19 protein-coding genes are annotated in these 23,944 nt (G+C 56.3%); 17 read left to right on the forward strand and 2 right to left on the reverse strand.

The window, feature by feature from the left end:
* The first annotated feature begins 232 nt into the window (after positions 1-232).
* From fbp to cimA, 15 genes are all read left to right on the forward strand, one after another.
* Positions 233-1,372: a fructose-1,6-bisphosphate aldolase/phosphatase gene (fbp, locus tag FLZ89_RS08065; protein ID WP_141263077.1), complete on the forward strand. Its 1,140-nt coding sequence runs from the start codon at positions 233-235 to the stop codon at positions 1,370-1,372.
* Between the two features lie 257 nt (positions 1,373-1,629).
* On the forward strand, positions 1,630-3,129 hold the full coding sequence (locus FLZ89_RS08070; RefSeq protein ID WP_141263074.1) for an aminotransferase class I/II-fold pyridoxal phosphate-dependent enzyme: 1,500 nt from the start codon (positions 1,630-1,632) through the stop codon (positions 3,127-3,129).
* Between the two features lie 446 nt (positions 3,130-3,575).
* Positions 3,576-4,727, forward strand: a complete 1,152-nt coding sequence (locus FLZ89_RS08075; protein ID WP_172613506.1) for an HD-GYP domain-containing protein — start codon at positions 3,576-3,578, stop codon at positions 4,725-4,727.
* Between the two features lie 23 nt (positions 4,728-4,750).
* A complete protein-coding gene (locus FLZ89_RS08080) occupies positions 4,751-4,969 on the forward strand; it encodes an FmdB family zinc ribbon protein (protein ID WP_141263071.1) in 219 nt (72 codons plus the stop codon).
* Positions 4,970-5,466: 497 nt separating this feature from the next.
* Positions 5,467-7,140 (forward strand): L-lactate permease, encoded by a 1,674-nt coding sequence (locus FLZ89_RS08085; protein WP_141304752.1) that lies wholly within the window; start codon positions 5,467-5,469, stop codon positions 7,138-7,140.
* A 268-nt stretch (positions 7,141-7,408) separates the two neighbouring features.
* On the forward strand, positions 7,409-8,287 hold the full coding sequence (gene ilvE, locus FLZ89_RS08090; RefSeq protein WP_141263065.1) for a branched-chain-amino-acid transaminase: 879 nt from the start codon (positions 7,409-7,411) through the stop codon (positions 8,285-8,287).
* A 20-nt stretch (positions 8,288-8,307) separates the two neighbouring features.
* Positions 8,308-9,966, forward strand: a complete 1,659-nt coding sequence (ilvD, locus tag FLZ89_RS08095) for a dihydroxy-acid dehydratase (protein WP_141263062.1) — start codon at positions 8,308-8,310, stop codon at positions 9,964-9,966.
* 129 nt (positions 9,967-10,095) lie between these two features.
* Positions 10,096-11,778 carry a biosynthetic-type acetolactate synthase large subunit gene (ilvB, locus tag FLZ89_RS08100; protein WP_172613507.1) on the forward strand — a complete coding sequence of 561 codons (1,683 nt, stop codon included), beginning with the start codon at positions 10,096-10,098 and terminating at the stop codon, positions 11,776-11,778.
* Positions 11,778-12,296, forward strand: a complete 519-nt coding sequence (gene ilvN, locus FLZ89_RS08105; protein ID WP_141263060.1) for an acetolactate synthase small subunit — start codon at positions 11,778-11,780, stop codon at positions 12,294-12,296. The genes ilvB (FLZ89_RS08100) and ilvN overlap by 1 nt, the downstream gene beginning before the upstream one ends.
* On the forward strand, positions 12,280-13,962 hold the full coding sequence (gene ilvB, locus FLZ89_RS08110; protein ID WP_141263057.1) for a biosynthetic-type acetolactate synthase large subunit: 1,683 nt from the start codon (positions 12,280-12,282) through the stop codon (positions 13,960-13,962). Before ilvN ends, ilvB (FLZ89_RS08110) begins: the two co-directional genes overlap by 17 nt.
* 25 nt (positions 13,963-13,987) lie before the next feature.
* Positions 13,988-15,535, forward strand: a complete 1,548-nt coding sequence (locus tag FLZ89_RS08115) for a 2-isopropylmalate synthase (protein WP_141263054.1) — start codon at positions 13,988-13,990, stop codon at positions 15,533-15,535.
* A gap of 389 nt (positions 15,536-15,924) precedes the next feature.
* Positions 15,925-17,187, forward strand: coding sequence for a 3-isopropylmalate dehydratase large subunit (gene leuC, locus FLZ89_RS08120; RefSeq protein WP_141263051.1), 1,263 nt, complete (start codon positions 15,925-15,927; stop codon positions 17,185-17,187).
* A gap of 142 nt (positions 17,188-17,329) precedes the next feature.
* Positions 17,330-17,830 (forward strand): 3-isopropylmalate dehydratase small subunit, encoded by a 501-nt coding sequence (locus FLZ89_RS08125; RefSeq protein WP_141263049.1) that lies wholly within the window; start codon positions 17,330-17,332, stop codon positions 17,828-17,830.
* Positions 17,823-18,896, forward strand: a complete 1,074-nt coding sequence (gene leuB, locus FLZ89_RS08130; protein WP_141263047.1) for a 3-isopropylmalate dehydrogenase — start codon at positions 17,823-17,825, stop codon at positions 18,894-18,896. The genes FLZ89_RS08125 and leuB overlap by 8 nt, the downstream gene beginning before the upstream one ends.
* A 3-nt stretch (positions 18,897-18,899) precedes the next feature.
* The gene (gene cimA / locus FLZ89_RS08135) at positions 18,900-20,489 is read left to right on the forward strand and encodes a citramalate synthase (RefSeq protein ID WP_141263044.1); all 1,590 of its coding nucleotides are present in this window, start codon (positions 18,900-18,902) and stop codon (positions 20,487-20,489) included.
* 13 nt (positions 20,490-20,502) lie between these two features.
* On the opposite strand, the gene FLZ89_RS08140 is transcribed toward cimA, so the two are convergent.
* Positions 20,503-21,231 carry a DUF881 domain-containing protein gene (locus FLZ89_RS08140; RefSeq protein WP_141263041.1) on the reverse strand — a complete coding sequence of 243 codons (729 nt, stop codon included), beginning with the start codon at positions 21,229-21,231 and terminating at the stop codon, positions 20,503-20,505.
* Positions 21,231-21,965, reverse strand: coding sequence for a DUF881 domain-containing protein (locus tag FLZ89_RS08145; RefSeq protein WP_141263038.1), 735 nt, complete (start codon positions 21,963-21,965; stop codon positions 21,231-21,233). Before FLZ89_RS08145 ends, FLZ89_RS08140 begins: the two co-directional genes overlap by 1 nt.
* 156 nt (positions 21,966-22,121) lie before the next feature.
* On the opposite strand from FLZ89_RS08145, the gene cdaA reads away from it, so the two are divergent.
* A complete protein-coding gene (cdaA, locus tag FLZ89_RS08150) occupies positions 22,122-22,955 on the forward strand; it encodes a diadenylate cyclase CdaA (protein WP_141263035.1) in 834 nt (277 codons plus the stop codon).
* A gap of 2 nt (positions 22,956-22,957) precedes the next feature.
* Positions 22,958-23,893, forward strand: coding sequence for a CdaR family protein (locus tag FLZ89_RS08155; RefSeq protein ID WP_141304753.1), 936 nt, complete (start codon positions 22,958-22,960; stop codon positions 23,891-23,893).
* Positions 23,894-23,944 lie beyond the last annotated feature (51 nt).

Here is a 23,944-nt window from a genome sequence, read left to right on the forward strand (position 1 = left end):
CCAGGGCCTCATGAGCTTAACCGAACGCTATCTCAGTCTTCGTCAAGCTTGGTGAACCGCCGGATGCGGACCCGCATGTCCGGTGGTGTGAGGGGACGGGGGCTAGCCGCCCCCTCCTACTCGATTTGCCAAAAATGTTTACTTCAAAAGATAATTATGCTATTCTATTTCTAGTAAAACTACATATAGTATAACATAAATGCTTTATAACATAAAAAGGGGGACGTGTGCTTTGGGCGAGAAGATTACTTTAAGTGTCATTAAAGCTGATATTGGCGGCTATGTAGGCCATTCCAGCGTCCACCCGCGCCTTTTGGAGACAGCGGAACGTTACCTTGCCGCCAGCAAGCTGTTGATAGATTACCGGGTAACCCATGTAGGGGATGATATTAACCTCATTATGACTCATAAATATGGCGTTGACTGCCCGGAAATTCACCACCTGGCCTGGAATGTTTTTCTGCAATGTACCGAGGTGGCCCGGGAGCTGAAACTTTACGGTGCCGGGCAGGACCTCCTTTCCGACGCTTTCTCCGGCAACGTCAAGGGTATGGGCCCCGGGGTTGCCGAAATGGAATTTGAGGAACGTAAGAGTGAGCCGGTGATTGTCTTTGCTGCCGACAAGACAGAACCCGGCGCCTGGAACTTCCCCCTCTACAAGATGTTTGCCGATCCCTTCAATACCATCGGCCTGGTTATCGACCCCAAGATGCACCAGGGCTTCCGTTTTGAGGTTTACGACCTGATTAAAAATGAACGGGTGGAGTTTTCTTTACCCGAAGAACTCTACGATCTCCTGGTCTTCATTGGCGCGCCGGGGCGCTATTGCATCAAGGCCGTTTATTCTAAAACCACAGGCGAAATCGCCGCCGTGTCCAGTACCCAGCGCCTGAACCTCATGGCCGGGCGTTATGTGGGCAAAGACGACCCGGTGTGCATTGTCCGCTGCCAGAGCGGCCTGCCGGCCGTGGGAGAGGCCCTGGAACCTTTTGCTAATCCTCACCTGGTAGCCGGCTGGATGCGCGGTTCCCATATCGGGCCTCTGATGCCTGTGGGCCTTAATCAGGCAGCGCCGACACGCTTTGACGGTCCGCCGCGGGTGGTAGCCATGGGCTTCCAGCTGGCCGGCGGACGCCTGGTGGGTCCCCAGGATCTCTTCGCCGATGTAGCCTTTGATAAGGCACGCCAGACGGCCAACGAAATTGCCAATTACCTGCGCTCCCTGGGGCCCTTCGAGCCTCACCGCCTGCCCCTGGAGGATATGGAATACACCACCATGCCCGAAGTTATGGCAAAACTTAAGAGCCGCTTTGTTAAAGTGGACAGGGACGCGGACAGGAAAAGGATTGCTGCTGAACTGGGTGCGAAGTAGAAAAGGGGTAGGGGCAACCCGCTGTTCCGGATGCTGGGGAGGCCGTGGCGAAGCAGAAGAGCAGGGGGGACAGAGCCGCGTAGCGATGCCAAAACAAAACCTGCAAAAGCGGGAGTCACCTGGTGGCTCCCTTTATTTTTAGGGGTAACCCGGCATGGCTAAAGCCCATAGAAATATAAAGAAAGATTATGCTTGCATTCCAGCACCTTTTGTGGTGTAATAAATTCTGTTGCAGCGCGTGATAGGGGGCGTTTGCCATGCTGGACCAGACCAGGACACCGGTTTTTACGGCTATCAAGCAGTATATTGAAGAAGGGGTTATTCCCTTTCACGTTCCCGGCCACAAGCAGGGCCGGGCCCTGGCGGAATTAAAAGAGTATGTCGGCGAGCGGATCCTGGCCATGGACCTTACCTGTGTACCCGGGTTGGATAATATCTGCAATCCCCGCGATGTTATCCGGGATGCCGAGGCGTTGACGGCGGATGCCTACGGGGCGGATTATGCTTTTTTCCTGGTAAACGGTACAACCTCCGGTATCCAGGCCATGATCATGTCCGTTTGCCAGCCGGGAGAGAAAATTATTATCCCCCGCAATGCCCACCGCTCAGCCCTGGGCGGCCTTATTTTGAGCGGGGCTCACCCTGTTTATATCGAACCGGAGATTAACGAGGATTACGGTATTTCCATGGGGGTTACGCCGGAGAAGGTGGAAAGGGCGTTAAAGGAACATCCCGACGCCAGGGCGGTTTTTGTCATCAACCCCAATTACTACGGGACAGTACCGCCTTTGAAGGAAATAGTAGAAGTAGCGCATAGATATAACGTACCTGTTCTCGTAGATGAAGCCCACGGCGCCCATTTGCCGTTCCACCCGGCGTTGCCTCTGTCGGCCATGGCGGCGGGGGCGGATCTGGCGGCAGTGAGTGCCCATAAATTAGCTGGTTCTATGACTCAGAGTTCTTTTCTCCTTCTCCAGGGCGAAAGATTGGACGCCAAGCATATTAAGGCCGTACTCAATCTTTGCCAGACCACCAGTCCTTCGTATATTTTACTGGCCTCCTTGGATGTAGCCCGGAAACAAATGGCCCTCCGGGGACGGGAGTTTTTGGAGCGCACCTTAGAAATAAGCTGGTGGATACGCCGGGAACTTTCCCAAATCGAAGGCCTGAACATCATGGGCGAGGAAGTAACCTCCCTGCCCGGCTGTACCGCCCTGGACCCGACCAAAATCACCGTCAATGTCCAGGGGCTGGGCCTTACCGGATATGAGATGGAAGCCATCCTGCGCCGGGAATACAAGATCCAGGTCGAGCTTTCCGATCTCTACAATGTCCTGTTGCTCGTTTCCATTGGTGATGACTGGGAAACAGCCGGCCGCTTGGTTGCTGCCTTCCAGGATATTGCCAGGAAACGCTCTCTAAAAAACGTGGTTCGTTTTTGCCCGCCCCTGCCTGCCATCCCGCGGATGGCCGTGTTGCCCCGGGCGGCCTTCTACAGCCAGACGCGCAGCATAGAGCTGGAGTACGCCGAAGGGGAAATCAGCGCCGAAGCCATTACAGCTTACCCGCCGGGTATTCCCCTGGTCTGTCCGGGGGAGGTTATTACCCGGGAAATTATAGATTATGTCAATCTGCTAAAAAAAGAACATGCCGACCTCCAGGGCCCGGAAGACCCGGAAATGAAATACATCCGCATCCTGAAAGATACGGTGAGCCTTATGGAACACGAGAAGGCCAGCCGCGTCGGGCTGGCTTGAGCGTTGACACCAACCGGCAGGTTTTTTATACTAAAACCGGTGGTAGGATGCGGGAGGATATCATCCTTGTAGCGCCGGTGACAGGTAGCTGAAACAAAAGCGGGGGTGATCGGCAGTGATTTACGGGATAATAATCCTCGGCGGAGCGGTACTGGCTCTGGGCTATTACCTCTACCGCCAGCATAAAGACCCGGGTTATAGCATTTTCCCCCATAATCAGCAAGCTCGATAAAAAGCAACCACCCTGGTAAAGGGTGGTTAATTTTTACCGGGGTAAGCTGCCGGCCGCTGCCAGGTGTTGTTTTCCTGCTTAAGCCAGGACGTCTCCGGTCGATATTACATATTACCGGTTTTTTAGGCAGGCAAAGTATAGCCGCCCTGACAGGAAGGATTTTACTTTATTGGTGTCGAAATATCGGTGCGGTGGGAAAAGGGGAGTGCCGGTATTGCGCAAGCTATCGGTAGATAGTTTAAAACCGGGGATGGTGGTAGCCCGGGCTATTTACAGTGCCGACGGGCAGGTATTACTCAATAAAGGTGTAGTTTTAAAGCCCAGCTACATAATTCGCTTAAAAGAACTGGGTGTGCCGGCGGTATATATTCGTGATGAACTCCTGGGGGACCTGGAAGTAGAAGATATAGTCAGCGAGCAGACCCGCCTGGCGGCCGTTAGGGCTGTGAAGGAACTCTTCGGCAATTACCAGAGCCGGGGAATGGGCCATGTGCCCCTGCTGGTAGATTCGGCCCGCATCCAGCGGATAGTCATCAGCTTGCTTGAGGACCTTTTAGACCGCAAAGAGCTTATGGTTAATCTTACCGATATCCGCGCCCTGGATGATTATACCTTTGCCCATTCGGTTAATGTCTGTATTTTAGCCCTGGTTACTGGTTTAACCCTGCGTTACAGCCGTGAGGACCTGCTGCACCTGGGCGTAGGAGCCCTGCTCCATGATATCGGTAAGACCTGCGTGCCCCTGCATATATTGAATAAACCCGGAAAACTGACCATGGAGGAATATGAACTGGTCTGTCGCCATGCCCGGTGCGGTTTTGATATTCTCCGGATGCAAAAAAGTGTCAGCCTGGTTTCGGCCCGGGTGGCCCTTGAGCACCATGAGCGCTATAACGGCAGCGGCTATCCCCAGGGGTTGAAGGGTGAGGAAATCCATGAATTTGCCAGGATTACCGGCGTGGTGGATGTTTATGATGCCCTGACAGCCGACCGGGTCTACCGCCGCGCCTATCCGCCTCATGAGGCCTACGAAATGCTGGCCGGGTCGGGTAATTTTACCCATGATTTCGAGATAGTAAAAGCCTTTTTGGCCAATGTGGCTGCTTACCCGGTGGGCACCCTGGTGCAACTCAACAGCGGTGATGTCGGTGTAGTTACGGGCACGGCCCGGGGACATTCGCATCGGCCCCGGGTACGTCTTCTTTATCGGCCTTCCGGGGAACCTTACGGCGAACAACTGACCCTTGACCTGGCGGTAGAAATGCACTATTACGTAAGCCAGATCCTGCCGGCGGAAGATTTACCACCCATAACCTGTAAGCCTCAGGTTGCTGAGGGTGACAGGGAGGGTTACCGGGTGTTATAATTATTGGGGAAGGAGATGAAAACATGCCGACATATGATTTTAAATGCAAAGAATGCGGGCACCTGTTCAGTCAGTTTGTAGCCATTAAGGATAAAGATAAGGTTCGCTGTCCGGAGTGCGGCGGCCAGGTAAGCCAGCGGTTTACCGGTTTTTTATATGTCCGCAAAGGTGAACCGGGCGCGGCTATTTCCGGCAGCAGTTGCAGCGGCGGCAGCTGCAGTAGCTGTAGCGGTTGTCATTAAAAAAGCCCCGGTTAGGGGCGACCACCACACCCGGGTTTTTCCCGGGTTATTATCCTTGGTTTAACACTTACCCCCAAAATTTACGGGGTTACTTTTTCTTTAAGATTGCCTTAGGAAGAGCTACCTTTTCTGGATTAGATTTGCAGACTGCGGTTCATAGAAGGGTTGTTTGTATGTGGAGGGATAGTGAATGTTAGTACATAAACAATAGCAAGAAAATTTTTAATCAAAGAGGATTTTATGATTTAATGTTGAATATATTATTACTGGATGGTTTAATTGTCAGACCTGTCGATCATTAAACAGAAACAAGTCAATGGGGGTGAAATAGCGACTAAGAGAGGCTTAAAATGTAGCCATAGGCTAAGAGGCAATTCTGTTACGAAGCGCTAGTTGCATGAAATTTTTTAAAGAAAGGAGAGAGGCAAGAGGCGAAATAATATTGCAGGTAAAACACTAAAAAATACTTGCATTACTCATTACAAGGGGGATTGCGGATGAGCACATATGTTCTAGCTTTTTTAGCCTTTTTACCCATATTAGTCGCAATGTTCCTATTGGTAGGACTTGGATGGGGCGCTCGCCAGGCCATGCCTTTTGGTTATGTTACTGTCTTTATCATTGCCATAACTGTTTGGAAAATGAAATTAATTGACGTTTTGGCCGCAACAATCCAGGGGTTATGGATTGCAGCGACCCTGCTATGGATTATTTTTGGCGCTCTCCTGCTGCTTGCCACCCTGAAACACAGTGGCGCTATCGCCACCATACGGTCTGGCTTCATGAAAATCAGCCCGGACCGTCGTATCCAGGCCATTATTGTTGGTTTCTTATTTGGCAGCTTTATTGAAGGTTCTTCTGGGTTCGGTACCCCGGCAGCTATCGTCGGCCCTCTTCTCCTGGCCTTTGGCTTCCCGGCCTTTGCAGCCGTGATGGTGGGTATGATTACTCAGAGTGTGCCGGTTACCTTCGGCGCCGTGGGTACGCCGGTGCTCCTTGGTGTTAATGCAGGTTTGACCGGTGCCGCGGTGGTTGAGGCTCACGCTAAATCTTTGGGGTTGACCTGGCCCCAGTATATTGCCAGCATCGGGGCACGAGCCGGCACCCTCCATGCTATAATCGGTTTTGTTATGCCTCTTATAATCTGTATGATGCTGACGAGGTTCTTCGGCAAGAACAAGTCCTGGAAAGAAGGTCTTGAGGTTTGGCCCTTTGCCCTTTTTGCCGGCCTTGTCTTTGTTATTCCCTATGTCCTCCTGGCCAATTTTGTTGGCCCTGAATTCCCTTCCATGATTAGCGGTCTGCTGGCTGTTGCCATTACAAGTTTTGCTGCCAGCAGGGGTTTTCTCCAGCCGAAGAAGATTTGGGATTTCCCGCCGGAAAAAGAATGGGAACCCGGCTGGATGGGAACTGTTAGCGGCGACCCCGGAGAATTAAGGGCCAATATGCCTTTACTTAAAGCGTGGGTTCCTTATGTATTGGTCGGTATCTTCCTGCTCCTTACCCGGATGAACCCTGCCATTAAAGGTATATTAACTAAGATTACCATTGATCATAAAAATATCCTGGGAACATCTATCAGCCACAGCTGGCAGTGGGTTTATTCTCCGGGAGCAATAATTGGCCTGGTTGGTGTTATTACCTGGATTATATTCCAGATGAAGGGCGATGAAATAAAAGGAGCGGTAAAGGAATCCGCCTCGCAGCTACTTGGTGCTTCTGCTGCCCTCGTTTTTACCGTTCCTATGGTTCGTGTCTTCATTATGTCTAACCTCAACGCGGCAGGATATGACAGCATGCCTATCGTCATGGCCCGCGCCGTAGCTGATTTAGCCGGAGGCGCCTGGCCGGCCTTTGCTGCCGTTATCGGAGCTATTGGCGCCATGATCGCCGGTTCCAACACCATCAGTAACATGACGTTCTCTTTGTTCCAGTGGTCGGTTGCCGATTTTATCGGGGTTTCCCAGCGCCTGGTGGTCGCTATTCAGGCGGTTGGTGGTGCCGCCGGTAACATGATTTGCGTTCACAACGCTGTTGCCGCCGCCGCTGTCGTGGGCATGATCGGTAAGGAAGGTCTCATCCTCCGTCGTACGTTCTTGCCAACAATCTACTACTTGGTAGCAGTCGGCGTATATGGTATGTTAGCTATATATGTACTGGGACTCCAGTAACCATCGTTAAACGTTAATAAAAAAGTTAGGGGGGCGAAAACCGCCCCTCTTTTATGTGTGCCCGGTATGGGCGTTGAGCTGGCACAACACAGCGAAATCCCAGGCGGACTTGTGTTAGGGCCACTTTCGCGCCATGCGGTATAGGTAATTTTGAAAAATCCTTGACACTTAATTTACGGTTATTTATACTGAAACATAAACATATTTTGCGGCTTTTGTCGCCCGGCCTAAAAATGCCACTGACCGGTAGAAATGAGGAGGAAGAAGCGTGGGGCTCATTATCTATCTTGACGGCCAGTATGTGGATGAAGAAGAGGCAAAGTTGTCTGTTTTTGATCATGGTTTGCTCTATGGCGATGGGGTTTTTGAAGGGATACGCGCCTACCACGGGCGGGTCTTCCGCCTGAAGGCGCACATCGACCGCCTTTATGAGTCCGCACGGTCCATTAACCTCGATCCGGGTCTGACCAGGGAGGAAATGACGCAAGTAGTCCTGGAGACCTGCCGGCGCAATAATTTAAGGGATGCCTATATCCGCCTGGTAGTTACCCGGGGCAAAGGGGATCTGGGACTGGATCCCCGCAAGTGTCCCCGGCCCTCAGTATTTTGTATCGCTGCGGCCATAGAACTTTACCCGGCGGAATTATATGAAAAAGGTCTCGAGATGGTTACCCTGGGTACCCGCCGCAATGCTCCCGACGCCCTGGACCCGCGGATTAAATCCCTGAACTACCTGAATAACATCATCGCCAAAATGGAAGCTACGCGGGCGGGAGCCCCGGAAGGACTGTTTCTCAATAAAGAAGGCTATGTAGCCGAAGCTACAGGCGATAATATTTTTATTGTCAAAAACGGCCAGCTGATTACCCCGCCGCCCTTTGTGGGCTTGCTGGAAGGCATTACCCGTAATGCCGTTATGGAGCTGGCCGCCGGGGCCGGGATACCTGTTTATGAAAAGGTCTTTACCCGTCATGATGTTTATACTGCCGACGAATGCTTCCTCACAGGCACGGCGGCAGAGGTCATTCCGGTTGTCAAGGTAGACGGTCGCGCCATTGGAGATGGCCAGCCGGGCCCCATCACCAGGGATCTCATTGCAAGGTTCAGGGAACTGACAAAAACAGATGGCCCGGAAATCTTTGTTTAGTTAAGGTTAGGGGAGATACTATGCGCAGTGATGCTATGAAAACAGGACTGGCCAGGGCCCCTCACCGGTCGCTTTTGAAGGCCATGGGCCTCACCGACGCTGAAATTGAACGCCCGCTTATAGGTATTGTTAACGCCCATAACGAACTTATTCCCGGTCATATTCACTTAAATACCTTAGCCGAAGCAGTTAAAGCCGGGGTTCGCCTGGCCGGCGGGACGCCCCTGGAATTTCCCACTATTGGCGTCTGCGACGGCTTAGCCATGAACCATGTGGGCATGAAGTATTCCCTGGCCAGCCGGGAACTCATTGCCGACATGATTGAAGTAATGGCCATTGCCCACCCCTTTGACGCCCTGGTATTTATCCCTAACTGCGATAAAATCGTCCCGGGGATGCTCATGGCCGCGGCCCGTTTAAATATCCCATCTATTTTCGTCAGCGGCGGCCCCATGCTGGCCGGTCGCTACCGCGGCAGGGATGTCTCTCTAAGCACCATGTTTGAGGCTGTAGGCGCCGCTCAGGCGGGTAGAATGACGGAAACCGAACTGGCCGAGCTGGAGGAGTGCGCCTGCCCGGGTTGCGGTTCGTGTGCGGGGATGTTTACAGCCAATACCATGAACTGCATGACGGAAGCCTTAGGGATGGCCCTGCCGGGCAACGGTACCATCCCGGCCGTCAGCGCGGCCCGCGTACGGCTGGCGAAGCAGGCCGGAATGCGCATTATGGAATTGCTGGAGGAAAATATTCGACCCAGGGATATCATGACAACAACTGCTTTTCTCAATGCCGTAGCTGTAGATATGGCCCTGGGTGGCTCCACCAACACCTGCCTCCACCTGCCGGCCATTGCCAGGGAAGCAGGTGTGGAACTTGATTTGAGCACCTTCGACGCCATCAGCAGGCGGACGCCTCAGATCTGTAAACTGAGCCCGGCCGGCAGCCAGCATATCCAGGACCTGGATGAGGCCGGCGGCATCCCGGCGGTTATGCACGAGCTTTACCGCCATGGCCTGATTGATGGCAGCGCCCTGACGGTAACCGCTAAAACGGTGGCGGAAAACGTTAGCGGCCGGGAGGTAAGGCGGCGGGAAGTCATCCGGCCCGTCGAGGACCCCTACAGCCCTGAAGGAGGACTGGCCGTCCTGTACGGGAATCTCGCCCCGGAAGGAGCGGTGGTTAAAAAAGGTGCCGTCCTGCCGGAAATGATGCAGCATGAAGGGCCGGCCCGGGTCTTTAACAGCGAGGAAGACGCCTTTGCGGCTATTATGGGGCAAAGGATTAAGCCCGGCGATGTTGTCGTTATTCGCTATGAAGGGCCCAGGGGCGGGCCGGGCATGCAGGAAATGCTCAGCCCCACAGCCGCCCTGGCCGGTATGGGCCTGGATAGCTCCGTGGCTTTGATTACCGACGGTCGCTTCTCCGGTGCCAGCCGGGGCGCCTCCATCGGCCATGTCTCGCCCGAGGCGGCGGCAGGAGGCCTCATTGCCCTGGTGGAAGAAGGCGATATCATTGCCATTGATATTGAGGCCGGCAAGTTAGAATTGAAAGTGCCGGAAGAAGAAATTGCCCGCCGCCGGGCCAGGTGGCAGGCGCCGCCGCCGAAGATCACCAGCGGCTACCTGGCCCGCTATGCCCGGATGGTGGGCTCCGGGGCCAGGGGCGCGGTATTGGAGTAAAGTTCTGGTTGACCGCGAACCTGGAAGGTTTTATTTGGAAACGAGCGTAAAACAAACCCTTCCAAATCAGGAAAAAGTGAAAGAATCTATCTTAAAGCGCAAAGGAGTGCTTCAACCATTGGGGATCGCGTGGAAACAAAAAAATTAACCGGTTCCGAAATCATCATTAAAGCCCTGCAGGCGGAAGGTGTGGATACTGTATTTGGTATTCCGGGAGGAGCGGTTTTACCCCTATATCATGAACTGGCAGTATCCAGCATCCGCCATATTTTAACCCGCCATGAGCAGGCAGCCGCCCATGCCGCCGAAGGTTATGCCCGTGCCACCGGGAAACCCGGTGTTTGTATAGCCACTTCCGGACCGGGGGCTACCAACCTGGTAACGGGGATAGCTAACGCTTATATGGATTCTATTCCCATTATTGCCATCACCGGCCAGGTCGGTGTAGCCATGATCGGCCGGGATTCCTTCCAGGAAGCCGATATTACCGGCATTACCCTGCCCATTACCAAAGCCAACTACCTGGTCAAAAACGTCAGGGATCTGGCGGCAACCATCCATGAGGCCTTCTACGTGGCAACTACCGGCCGGCCCGGCCCGGTCCTCATCGATATTCCCAAAGATGTCACCACCCAGCGGGCGGCCTTTCACTACCCCCCCAGGTTACGCCTGCCCGGCTACCGTAGCCGGGTGGAACCCCATGCCCTGCAGGTGGCCCAGGCTGCTGCTGCCATTCTTGCTGCCGAAAAACCCCTGCTCTTTATCGGAGGCGGGGTGATTACATCCGGGGCCCATGAAGAAGTACGGCAGCTGGCTGAAGAACAGGATATTCCCGTAATCATGAGCATGATGGGCAAGGGGGCCTTCCCGGAAACCCATCCCCTCTTTGCCGGCATGGTCGGGATGCATGGTACGGTCGCTGCCAACTACGCCGTCTGTGAGACGGACCTGATTATCGGTGTCGGTGTCCGTTTTGACGATAGAGTAACGGGGAAAATCGAGGCCTTTGCCCCGCAAGCGAAAATCATTCATATCGATATTGATGCCGCCGAGATCGGCAAAGTTGTCCCGGCCCATATCCCCATCGTCGCCGATGCCAGGCAGGCCCTGCAGGCCTTGCTGGGAAGGCTCACTGAAAAAAGGGAGCACCCGGCCTGGCGCCAAAGAATTCGGCGCTGGCAGGAAGAGCATCCCTTACGCTATGATAAGTGCGGCCTGAAACCCCAGTATGTGATTGAAGAAATCTATCGCCTAACCCGGGGCCGGGCCATCATCAGCACCGACGTAGGCCAGCACCAAATGTGGGCGGTGCAGTATTATCCCGTGGACCGGCCGCGGGCCTTCCTCTCCTCCTGCGGCCTGGGGACCATGGGCTTTGGTGTCCCGGCAGCCATGGGGGCGGCTGTAGCCAGGCCTGATGAAACCGTCGTGGCCATCACCGGTGATGGCAGCTTCCAGATGAATATCCAGGAACTGGCCACCTTAAACCATTATCGTATCCCGGTAAAGATTATCCTTCTCAATAACGGTTATCTGGGAATGGTACGCCAGTGGCAGGAGTTCTTCTTTGAACGGCGCTATGCTTATTCCGAGCTGGCCGGTAACCCGGATTTTGTCAAGGTAGCTGAAGCTTACCGGCTGCCGGCCCGGCGGGTGGCTGCCCGGGAGGAGGTCGTCCCGGCCCTGCAGGAGGCCCTGGAGACAGATGGGCCCTTCCTGGTGGATATCTTAATCGACCCGGAAGAAAACGTCTTCCCCATGGTGCCCCCGGGTGGTACCCTGAACAAGATGGTGACGGGAGGTAGGCAGTAGTGAAACGTACCCTTTCGGTTCTGGTGGAAAATCGCCCCGGGGTTTTAACCCGGGTGGCCGGTCTCTTCAGCCGCCGGGGTTATAATATCGACAGCCTGGCTGTAGGCCGTACGGAGAACCCATCCGTTTCCCGCATGACCATTGTGGTGGATGGCGATGAGCAGATTATCGAGCAGGTCTGCAAGCAGCTCAATAAGCTCATCGATGTCATCAAGCTCAGCGATATAACCGATGATCCCCATGTGGGCCGGGAATTGATGCTCATTAAGGTTAATGCCGAGCCGGCGGTCCGGGGCGAGATTATGCAGATAGTTGACATTTTCCGGGCGCGGATCGTCGATATTGCTCGCAACAGCCTGATTATCGAAGCTACCGGCGATGCCGATAAGATTGATGCCCTGGAAAACTCCTTGCGCCCCTTTGGTATCCGGGAAGTAGTACGTACGGGTAAAATCGCCATGCTGCGGGGGGCGAAAACCAAAGGAATGGAGGCTAGCGGTAATGGGACAGGAGATTAGGGAACGCACCGGAGCTCGGGCCTTAATGGAGGTCCTCCAGGCTGAAGGCGTGGAACTGGTCTTTGGCTATCCTGGCGGTGCCGTCCTGCCCCTGTACCATGAGCTGGCGCAGACTCCCATTCGTCATGTCCTGGTGCGCCAGGAGCAGAATGCCGTCCACGCCGCCAGCGGTTACGCCCGCACCAGCGGCAGGACGGGCGTCTGCTTTGCCACCTCCGGTCCCGGGGCCACCAACCTGGTAACGGGAATTGCTACGGCCTATATGGATTCCGTCCCGGTAGTAATCTTTACCGGCCAGGTGCCCACAAGTATGGTCGGCAGCGATGCCTTCCAGGAAACCGATATTACCGGGATCACTATTCCCATTACCAAGCATAATTACTTGGTCAAGGATGTGGAGGAATTACCCCGCATTGTTAAAGAGGCCTTTTATATCGCCGGTACAGGCCGCCCCGGGCCGGTGCTGGTAGATATCCCTAAAGACGTAGCCCTGGCTCCCTGCCAGGCACCGGTTCCGGAGAAGGTTGAGCTGCGGGGCTATAAACCTACCTACCAGGGTCATCCGGGCCAGCTCCGTTCCCTGGCAAAGCTCCTCCAGGAAGCCGAGCGGCCGCTCCTGTTTGCCGGTGGCGGGGTGGTGGCTTCCGGGGCGGAACGATACCTGCAGGAACTGGCGGAAAAAATCCAGGCACCGGTGGCTACCTCCCTTACCGGCCTGGGGGCCTTTCCTGAAGATAACCCCCTTTCCCTGGGGATGGTCGGCCTGCACGGCAAACCCTATGCCAACCACGCCGTTATGGAATGCGACCTGCTGGTGGGCCTGGGGGTTCGCTTTGACGACCGGGTGACAGGGGCCATAGAAAAATTTGCACCCCAGGCTAAAATAGCCCATGTGGATATTGACCCGGCAGAAATCGGTAAAAACGTGCGGGTAGATCTGCCCCTGGTGGGGGATATCAGCTGTGTCCTGAAGGAACTCCTCCCCCTGGTAGAGACCGCCAGGCACCCGGAGTGGCTGGAGCGCATCAAGAGCTTACGCAATAATTATCCCCTCACCTACGGCCGGGGCGGTGAGGTGCGGCCCCAGTGGGTCATCGAGCGCCTGGGAGAAATGACCCGCGGCCGTGCCATTATTACTACCGACGTCGGCCAGCATCAGATGTGGGCGGCCCTCTTTTACGGCTATACCGAGCCCCGGACCTTTATTTCCTCCTGTGGCCTGGGCACTATGGGTTACGGCCTGCCGGCAGCCATTGGCGCCGCCCTGGCCCGGCCCGACAGGCAGGTGTGGGTCATTACCGGCGACGGCAGTTTCCAGATGGGAATGGCCGAGCTGGGTACGGCCGTGGAGCAGGGATTACCCTTAAAGATTTTGCTTTTCAACAACCAGAGCCTGGCCATGGTGCGCCAGCTCCAGCATTTTTACTACGAGCGCCGGTATACGGCGGTGAAATTTACGGCCAACCCCGATTTCGTCCGCCTGGCAGAGTGCTATGGGGCAACCGGCCTGCGTATTACTAAACAGGAAGAAGTGGTACCGGTGCTGGCGCGGGCAATGCAGGATGGTGGTCTCACCCTTATCGAATGCCTGATCAGCGAAGAGGAAATGGTTTACCCCATGGTCCTGAATGGAGCCGCCCTGAACGAAATGCTCCTGCCGGAATAAACTGGCCAAGGAAGGTTGATGTGACTTGACGGATACCAGCAAAAGGATTTATATCTTTGATACCACCCTGCGCGATGGCGAGCAGTCGCCCGGGGTAAGCCTCAACGTCGAGGAAAAGCTGAAAATCGCCCACCAGCTGGCCCGCCTGGGGGTTGACGTCATTGAAGCCGGCTTCCCTATTGCCTCCCCCGGCGACTTTGAAGCCGTACGGGCCATAGCCCGGGAAGTAGAAGGTCCGGTGATCGCCGGCCTGGCGCGGATCAATGACCGGGACATCGACCGCGCCTGGGAGGCGTTGCAGGAAGCCAGGCGGGCGCGGATTCATGTCTTTATTGCTACTTCCGACATTCATTTGCAATACAAGCTGCGCATGACGCGGGAAGAGGTCCTGGCCGCCGTCCGTAAAGGGGTGGCCCGGGCCAAAAGCTACTGCCAGGACGTGGAGTTTTCCCCGGAAGACGCTTCGAGAAGCGATATCGACTTCCTGTGCCAGGTGCTGGCGGCAGCCATCGAGTCCGGGGCCACCGTCCTCAATATTCCGGACACCGTCGGCTATGCCACCCCGGCCGAGTTCGGCCGCCTTATCGCCGAGATTCGCCGGCGGGTACCGGGGATTGACCGGGTGCAAATCAGCGTCCACTGCCATAACGACCTGGGGCTGGCGGTGGCCAATTCCCTGGCGGCCATTGAGAACGGTGCCCTCCAGGTAGAAGGGGCCATCAACGGCATCGGCGAGCGGGCCGGCAATACGGCCCTGGAAGAGCTGGTCATGGCCCTCTATACCCGCCGCGACTATTACGGCTGCCACACCGGCATTGTTACCGAGGAGATCTACCGCACCAGCAGGTTGGTGAGCAGCCTGACGGGCATGCCCGTCCAGTATAACAAGGCTATCGTGGGCAAGAACGCCTTCGCCCATGAAGCCGGCATCCACCAGGACGGGGTCCTGAAGGAGCGCACCACCTATGAGATTATGAACCCGACCATGATCGGCCTGGTGCAGAACAATATTGTTCTGGGCAAGCACTCCGGCCGCCATGCCCTGCGCAGCCGCCTGGAAGAACTGGGCTTTAAACTCAATGAAGCGGAACTCGACAAAGCCTTTGCCCGCTTCAAGGAACTGGCCGATCGCAAGAAGGAGATTACCGACCGCGACCTGGAAGCCATTGTCGAGCACGAAATCAAACAGATACCCGAAAAATTCGTCCTGGAGCATATCCACATTTCTACGGGTAACCGGGTGGTACCCACGGCCACCATCGGGCTCCGGATGGATCAGGAATTAAAGGAAGAGGCGGCCTGCGGCGAAGGACCGGTGGACGCCGCCTTCAAGGCCATCGACAAGATAACGCGCATTCCTGTTTGCCTTAAATCCTACGCCCTAAATGCCGTTACCGGCGGCAAAGACGCTGTGGGCGAGGTAACCGTCAAGGTTGAGTATGCCGGCCGGGTGTTCATCGGTCGGGGCATCAGCACCGACGTCCTGGAAGCCAGCGCCCGCGCCTACGTGAACGCCATTAATAAGGTCGTCTACGAGATTGGGGAAGAGAACCTGCAGGTTTTGGAAGCATGAAACAGGAAGTTTGAATCGGAGCACAGGAAGGAGCGAACCATGATAGTTCAGGACGGCTCTTGTTTGCAGCTGAGTATTGGGCTGATGGGTACAGGCGGAAGGCGACTTGGTTCGAGGCGTTAGCAAACTCAGCGAAGCCGCAGGGAGGCGGCGGTGAACGGGATGGGGAGCGCAACGTGACTTTAGGAACGAGAAGTATCGTGCTCCGTTATTATTGCTCAAATCGATAAAGCCGGGCCACCCCCGCCGCCGAGCAAGGCTGAGCGCATAGTTTGCTAGCCGAGAACCACCGGAGCCTGCCGCCTGTACCCGCCAGCCAGTAGCAAAGTGTGCGCCAGCAATAACCTTTTTTGAGTAGAACCCTATTTTCGGAGGAAGAAGGGAACGCCATGGGCATGACCATCACCGAAAAGATCCTGGCCGCCCACGCCGGCTTAGAGAAGGTGGAGCCGGGCCAGCTCATCAACGCCAGGATAGACCTGGCCCTGGGGAACGACATCACCGCACCGCTAGCCATCCAGGAGTTCAAGAAACTCGGCCTGAAGCGAGTCTTCGACCCGGAGCGGGTGGTCCTGGTGCCGGACCACTTCACCCCGGCCAAGGACATCAAGTCCGCCGAGCAGGCGAAAATCCTGCGCGATTTCGCCCGGGAGCAGGGGCTTGCCCACTACTTCGAAATCGGCCGCATGGGCATCGAGCACTGCCTGCTGCCCGAGGCGGGGCTGGTCGGCCCCGGGGACCTGGTCATAGGGGCCGACTCTCACACCTGCACCTACGGGGCCCTGGGGGCCTTCGCCACCGGCGTCGGCTCCACGGACCTCGCCGCCGCCATGGCCACCGGCGAGCTGTGGTTTAAAGTACCCGAGACCATTCTCTTCCGCTACCACGGCAAGCTTAAGCCCTGGGTCGGCGGCAAAGACCTCATCCTCTACACCATAGGACAAATCGGCGTCGACGGCGCCCGCTACATGGCCATGGAATTCACCGGCGAAGCCATAGCCGAACTTTCCATGGATGGCCGCTTCACCATGGCCAACATGGCCATCGAAGCCGGGGCCAAGAACGGCATCTTCCCGGTGGACGAAAAGACCATAGCATACATCCAGGGCCGGCTGCAAAGGGAATACCGCATCTACCAGAGCGACCCCGACGCCGGGTATGCCCGGGAAATAGACATCGACGTATGCAGAATCGAGCCCCAGGTAGCCCTGCCCCACCTGCCCGAGAACGCCCGGAGCGTAAGGGAAATAGGAGAGATCAAAATCGACCAGGTAGTCATCGGCAGCTGCACCAACGGCCGCCTGGAGGACCTGCGGGTGGCGGCGCAGATTTTAAAAGGGCAAAAGGTCCACCCGGAAGTAAGGCTCATCGTCATACCCGGCACCCAAAAGATCTACGCGGAAGCCCTGGCCGAAGGGCTCATCAACATCTTTATCGAAGCCGGCGCCGCCGTATCCACGCCCACCTGCGGCCCCTGCCTGGGCGGGCACATGGGGATCCTGGCCAAAGGCGAGCGGGCCCTGGCCACCACCAACCGCAACTTCGTGGGCCGCATGGGCCATCCGGAGAGCGAAGTCTATCTTGCCGGCCCGGCAGTAGCCGCCGCCAGCGCCGTTAAAGGGAGAATCGCCGCTCCCGAGGAGGCTATTTGAGAAGTGAGAAGTGTGAGGTGGGAAGTGGGAAGAGCAAGTGTACAGCTGATGCCGGCCCCCTATTGTCTGCCTATTTTGTGAAGAAGCACATCCCACCTCTAACTTTCCACATCTCACATCTCATTTACGGAGGATGATCCAGATGCTCATAGCAGGCAAGTGCCACACCTTCGGCAACGACATCGACACCGACGCCATCATTCCGGCCCGTTACCTGAATACCTCGGACCCCGAAGAACTCGCCCGCCACTGCATGGAGGACGCCGACCCCACCTTTGCCGGGCGGGTGCAAAAAGGGGAGATTATCGTGGCCGGGAAAAACTTCGGCTGCGGCAGTTCCCGGGAGCACGCGCCGGTGGCCATCAAAGCCGCCGGGGTGGCGGCGGTCATCGCCGCCTCCTTTGCCCGCATCTTCTACCGCAACGCCATCAACATCGGCCTGCCCATCTTTGAGTCCCCGGAGGCAGCGGCGGGGATCAAGGCCGGTGACGAGGTAAAGATTGATGCCGGAAAGGGAGAAATAGTCAACCTCACCAGGGGGGAGACCTATCCGGTGGCCTCATTCCCACCCTTTATGCAGGAACTCATAGCCGCGGGGGGGCTGATGCCCTACGTGGCCAGGAAGGTGAAGGTGCATGTATAAAATCGCCGTTTTGCCCGGTGACGGTATTGGTCCCGAGATTGTCCCGGAGGCGGTAAAGGTCCTGGAGGTTGTCGGCCGCCGCGCAGGGATAGAGTTTCAATTTACCGAGGCCCTGGTAGGGGGAGCGGCCATTGATGCCCGCGGCCAGGCTTTACCGCCGGAAACCCTGGACCTCTGCCGCCAGAGCGATGCCGTGCTCCTGGGGGCGGTGGGCGGTCCTAAATGGGATGCCCTGCCGCCGGAAGAGCGCCCGGAAACGGCCGCCCTCCTGCCATTGCGCAAGGAGCTTGGCCTTTATGCCAACTTAAGGCCGGCCTACCTCTTTGAACCCCTGGCGGAGGCTTCGCCTTTAAAACGGGAAATAGTCACCGGTACCGACCTGATTATTGTCCGGGAGCTTACGGGCGGCCTTTATTTCGGACCGAAAAAGCGGGAAAAAACGGATACAGGCGAGGTAGCCTACGACACTATGCTCTATTCCACGGCGGAAATAGAGCGCATTGCCCGCCTGGCTTTTGCGATAGCCCGTAGCCGTCGCTGCCACTTAACCAGCGTTGACAAGGCCAACGTTCTCACCAGCTCGCGGCTGTGGCGGGACACGGTAGAGAGGCTTAAGGGCGAGTTCCCCGAGGTCACCCTGGAGCACATGTATGTGGACAACTGCGCCATGCAGCTGGTCCGCCGGCCTACCCAATTTGATGTGATTGTGACCGAAAACACCTTCGGCGATATTTTAAGCGACCAGGCTTCCGTCCTGACAGGTTCCATCGGCATGCTGCCCTCGGCCAGCATCGGCGGGACGACCGCCCTTTATGAACCGGTCCACGGCTCGGCCCCGGATATTGCCGGGCAACAAAAGGCCAATCCCCTGGCGACCATCCTCTCGGCGGCCATGATGCTCAAGTACTCCTTCAAGATGGACGGGGCGGCGGCAGCCGTGGAGGCCGCCGTCGGCCGGGTGCTGGCCCAGGGTTACCGTACCGCGGATATCTACGTGCCGGGGACCACCCTGGTGGGCACGGCGGAAATGGGTGCCCTGGTGCGGCGGGAACTGCAAGAGGGATAGCCCATGGCGGAGAAGATCTACGTCTACGACACCACCCTCCGGGACGGCAGCCAGGGTGAGGGCATCAGCCTGTCGGTAGAAGACAAGTTAAAGATTGCCGCCCGCCTGGACCGGCTGGGTGTGGATTATATCGAAGGCGGCTGGCCCTGGGCTAACCCGAAAGATATGGAGTTTTTCTTACGGGCCAGGGAGATTGGATGGCAGCGGGCAAAACTCGCAGCCTTTGGCCGCACCCGGAAGCCCGGCGGGAAAGCTGAGGAAGATGCCAACCTGCTGGCCATCAAGCGGGCCGGGGTGAAGGCGGCCACCATCTTCGGCAAGGCCTGGGACCTTCATGTAACGGCGGCCCTGGAGACGACCCTGGAGGAAAACTTGGCCATGATTGCCGACAGTATCGCCTTCCTGGTGGCGGCGGGTCTGGAAGTAATCTTTGATGCCGAGCATTTTTTTGACGGCTTCAAGGCCAACCCCGATTATGCCCTGGCTACCTTAAAGGCCGCGGCGGCTGCTGGGGCGAGCTGGGTGGTCCTGTGCGATACCAACGGCGGCTGCCTGCCTGGTGATGTCGCCGCCGCTGTAGCCCGGGTACGCCAGGAGCTCCAGGTCCCCCTGGGCATCCATACCCATAACGATGGCGACCTGGCCGTGGCCAATACCCTGGCCGCCGTAACCGCCGGCTGCCGCCAGGTGCAGGGGACCATCAACGGTTTCGGCGAGCGCTGCGGCAATGCCAATTTATGTTCGGTACTGCCCAACCTGGAGCTGAAAATGGGCTACCAGTGCCTGCCCCCCGGGCAATTGAGCTTTCTCACGGAAGTCTCCCGCTATGTCAGCGAGATTGCCAATGTGGTGCCGGCCGGCAACCAGCCCTTTGTCGGCTACAGCGCCTTTGCCCACAAGGGCGGTATCCATGTGAGCGCTGTCTTAAAGGCTTCCCAAACCTACGAGCACATCCGTCCCCAGCTGGTGGGCAACGAGCGGCGCATACTAATGTCGGACCAGGCCGGGGCCAGCAACCTGCGCTGCAAGGCAGAAGAGATGGGACTGGAACTTTCTCCGGAAAAGGAGCAAGCCCTAATAAACGGCATCAAGGAAATGGAACGCCAGGGCTACCAGTTTGAAGGGGCCGACGCTTCCCTGGAATTATTTTTACGGAAAACAACGGGGGAATACCGACAGCCCTTTGAAGTAGAGTATGTCAAGACCCTGGTGGAAAAGCGGCCCGGCCAGGAAGCCATCGCCGAAGCCATCGTAAAACTCAAGGTGGGTGACCAGGTAGTCCATACGGCGGCCGAAGGCAACGGCCCCGTCAATGCCATGGACAACGCCCTGCGCAAGGCCCTGGAGGAAGTTTTCCCGGCCATCGGCCGCATGCGCCTGACGGACTACAAGGTGCGCGTCCTGGATGAGAAGGATGCCACCAGCGCCAGGGTGAGGGTCCTTATCGAGTCCCGGGATGGCAACAGCTCCTGGAATACCGTCGGCGTCTCTACCAACATCATCGAGGCCAGCTGGGAAGCCCTGCTGGACAGCATGGAATACGCCCTCTTAAAGCAGTCCCGGGAGTTAAACAAAAAAGCGGCAGCCACGTAAAAAAGCCAGGCCTTTATTTTGCCTGGCTTTCCTTTGGCGCTTGTTTATCAGGGGGCACGGGCTTAGCATACTGCCAGCGGGGCAGGGAAGTTCCCGGCAGCTGCAGGTCCTGCTCTTTTTTAATGTCAGGGTAAATATTGAACATGTTGTTGAGGGTCTCGATTAACCCGCCGGTGAAGGTTAAACCCTTTTCCAGGGTATGGGGGTCGCCGATGGCTTTGATGACAATGGGGTAGAGGAGCTTCTCACCGTCGACGGTGATGTAAACCCGCGACCCCTCTTCTTTATCGGCAATGGCAGTAAAGGCGCTGATGCGGTGGTCGTTGATGGCGATGGCTTCGGCTCCGGAGGCCCAGAGTTCGTTAACGATGTCCACCAAATCCTCGTAGAGGAGAGGGGCGTCGCCGGTAATGGTAACCGTAATCCCCGGGCCTTTGACAGGAATGATGCCGGTAATTACCTGCAGGCGGGTCAGCTCCTTTTCCAGGGCCGTTTCGGCGTCACTATCCTGGCCGGAACCGGCTTTAAGGGTAAAGAGTTGCTGCTGGAGCTGGGCGATCTCGTCCTGGAGCTGGCTGCGCTTGCTGCTCAAATTTTTCCACATGGCCACCAAATCTTCGGTTTTCTGGGCTTCCAGGGAGCTGGCCAGGAGCCGCTGGGTACGAAACTGGAGCGATAAAAGTAAACCCAGGATTAAGAAGACAACGGTCAGGGAAACAGGCCAGCGTTTTCGTGTCATCATTACTGCTGCCCCCCAGCTTTAACCAGCCGGACGTAGTCCTGGGAGAAACCGCCTTTATACGCGGGCAGGGTCAGGTGCAGGGATTTGGTCACCTTGACCGGGAAGTCGCGGCTCTTCAAGAAGGAGAAGTCCACCGACCTTTGGACGGCCGCCTCCAGGACATCGGGATTGCCAATGGCCTGAACCTCGTAAGGCGGGGCCAGGCGGGTGGAATTCACCAGGATGACGGTGCCGACGCAACGGATGTCCGTGCTGGTGACAACCCGCTGGCCGTTGACGGCAATAGCCTCGGCGCCGGCTGCTTTTATTTCATTGACCAGGTAGAGGACATTTTTATCATGAATTATATAGTCTTCCGGCTTGTAAGTTGTCGGTGAGCTGTTTTTGGCCGCCTGGGCGCCGGCAATATTATCATCCAGGGTAACGATGATCCCCGGCCCAGTTACGGGAGTTAGGCCGGCAGCCAGTTTTAGGGCTTCAATTTCCTGCTGCAGCTGGGCCAGGCGCCCCTTTCCTTGGGAGCGTTCCTTCTGGATGGCTTCAATCTGGCTGCGCAGGGTAGCGATGGTATTTTCCAGGGAGGCGTCTTCTTTTTCCAGGGAATGAATAATATCAATAAGTGCGGGGTCTTGCTGTTCCAGAGCTGCGGTGGCCAGATGGGAACGCCACTGCCAGGCTACCAGGAGCCCGGATAAAAGGCTGATGAGGAGCAAGGAGAGATAAATTTTGCGCACCACGGACTCCTCCTTTAGCGCTATTTTATATGAAGTACCGTCCAGTGGCAACTAGTAAAAACGGGTAACTTGAAAAAAGAAGGGATTCACCTCTTGGTTGTCGAATGAAGTGACCGGACCTCCATATACTAACTAAAGCCGGCGGGAAAATTTGGGGTGAATGATTTGGCGGCCCTGTGGCGCTACTTGTTATCGTTAAACATAATCGAGCTTTTGCGGATAACCCTTGATATCAGTATCGTCGCCTTTGTCATTTATAAATTTATCATGCTCATCAGGGGTACACGGGCCGTTCAGCTTATCAAGGGCCTGGTGGTGCTGGTGGTAGCCTCGGTCATTGCCGAGCGCCTGCATCTGACCACCATTAACTGGCTTTTAAGCCAGTTGCGCCTGGTGATTGTCGTGGCCCTGCCGGTAGTCTTCCAGCCGGAACTACGGCGGGCCCTGGAGCAGCTGGGCCGGGGCAAGTTTTTTGCCCGTCCCTTGACGGCCCTGGGTGCCGAAGATATGGAAAAGCTCATTAATGAACTGGTCAGGGCCGCCCAGGTACTCTCTAAAAACCGTACCGGTGCCTTGGTTGTTATCGAGCGGGAAACAGGTCTCAACGATTATATTGAAACGGGCATCAGGGTAGACGGCGTCGTTTCCGCCGAGCTGTTAATCAATATCTTCGTACCCCTGACGCCCTTCCACGACGGGGCAGCCATTATCCGGGGGGACCGGGTGGTAGCCGCCGGCTGTTTCCTGCCCCTTTCCGAAAGCCCCTATTTAAGCAAGCAGCTGGGGACCAGGCACCGGGCGGCTTTGGGTATCAGCGAAATATCTGATGCCGTGGTACTGGTTGTGTCGGAGGAAACGGGCACCATTTCCGTTGCCGAAGGGGGTAAGCTGACCCGCTTCCTGGACGAAAAAAACCTGAAGGAACTCTTACAGAGTCTATTATTACCGCAGGTTAACCATAATACATCCTTCTGGCCCTGGAGGTCGTAAAAATGCGGGAGCATTTTCGCCAGGATTGGATTTATCGCCTGCTGGCAGTCGCAATGGCCATTATTCTCTGGATATATGTAACCGGTGAGCAGAACCCTACCGGGGAAAAGGTGGTCCGGGTCCCCCTGGAGACAGAAAACTTGCGGGAGGGCCTGGTGGTTGCCGACCGCCCGGCGGAAGTCCAGGTGCGTGTGGAGGGGCGCAAGGCCGCAGTAAGTACCTTGCTGCCCAGGGATGTCCATGCCTATGTTAACCTGCGGGAGGCTAAAGTCGGTGATAATCTGTTACCCGTCCGGGTCGAGGTGCCGGAAGGGATAAATGTAATTCATGTCAACCCTGCCCAGGTGACGATAAAATTAGATAAGATTGAGCAGATGCAGCTGCCGGTGCAGGTGAACCTCCTGGGGACGCCGGCCAGCGGCTACCGGGCGCTAGAACCGGTCATCAAACCTTCCCAGGTGATTGTTTCCGGTTCTGCTGCAACCCTGAAAAGCATTGGCCGGGTCTATGTGGAGGCCAAAATCGACCAGGCCAGCGGCAATTTCCTGGCCCAGCTGCCGGTAAAGCTGGCCGACCGGGAGGGCCACCCCTTGCAGGAATGGTTAACCGTCACCCCGGAAGTGGTAGAAACCTTTATACCCGTAGTTCAGGACATGCCCAGCAAAATCCTGGCGGTGCGTCCCCAGCTGGCAGGGGAGCCGGCCAGTGGCTATGCCATTGACCGGATAATTCTCCAGCCGGAAGTGGTGGAGGTCTTTGCTCCCTATAACCATTTAGCGTCCCTGGATTATATCAATACGGCCCCAATTAATATAGCCGGAGCTACGAAAAATGTTACGGTAGAGACGAACCTGGAAATACCCGCCGGTGTGCAGGTCAGCAGTTTCCCGCGGGTACGAGTGGTAGTCGAAATAAAAAAGGTAAGCGGCACGCCTTGAAAGTAACAATCTAACAACAGGAACATATAATGCAGTACACAGTTTGAAGGT

It is taken from the genome of Moorella sp. E306M (assembly GCF_006538385.1).
GTDB lineage: Bacteria > Bacillota > DSM-521 > Neomoorellales > Neomoorellaceae > Neomoorella.

Bases quoted from the DNA above. Each gene is read 5' to 3' on its own strand.
- FLZ89_RS08070 (WP_141263074.1), top strand. From the start codon at position 1,630: ATGCTGGACCAGACCAGGACACCGGTTTTTACGGCTATCAAGCAGTAT.
- FLZ89_RS08080 (WP_141263071.1), top strand. From the start codon at position 4,751: ATGCCGACATATGATTTTAAATGCAAAGAATGCGGGCACCTGTTCAGT.
- FLZ89_RS08085 (WP_141304752.1), top strand. From the start codon at position 5,467: ATGAGCACATATGTTCTAGCTTTTTTAGCCTTTTTACCCATATTAGTC.
- ilvD (WP_141263062.1), top strand. From the start codon at position 8,308: ATGCGCAGTGATGCTATGAAAACAGGACTGGCCAGGGCCCCTCACCGG.
- ilvB (WP_141263057.1), top strand. From the start codon at position 12,280: ATGGGACAGGAGATTAGGGAACGCACCGGAGCTCGGGCCTTAATGGAG.
- leuC (WP_141263051.1), top strand. From the start codon at position 15,925: ATGGGCATGACCATCACCGAAAAGATCCTGGCCGCCCACGCCGGCTTA.
- FLZ89_RS08125 (WP_141263049.1), top strand. From the start codon at position 17,330: ATGCTCATAGCAGGCAAGTGCCACACCTTCGGCAACGACATCGACACC.
- leuB (WP_141263047.1), top strand. From the start codon at position 17,823: ATGTATAAAATCGCCGTTTTGCCCGGTGACGGTATTGGTCCCGAGATT.
- cimA (WP_141263044.1), top strand. From the start codon at position 18,900: ATGGCGGAGAAGATCTACGTCTACGACACCACCCTCCGGGACGGCAGC.
- FLZ89_RS08140 (WP_141263041.1), bottom strand. From the start codon at position 21,231: ATGATGACACGAAAACGCTGGCCTGTTTCCCTGACCGTTGTCTTCTTA.
- FLZ89_RS08155 (WP_141304753.1), top strand. From the start codon at position 22,958: ATGCGGGAGCATTTTCGCCAGGATTGGATTTATCGCCTGCTGGCAGTC.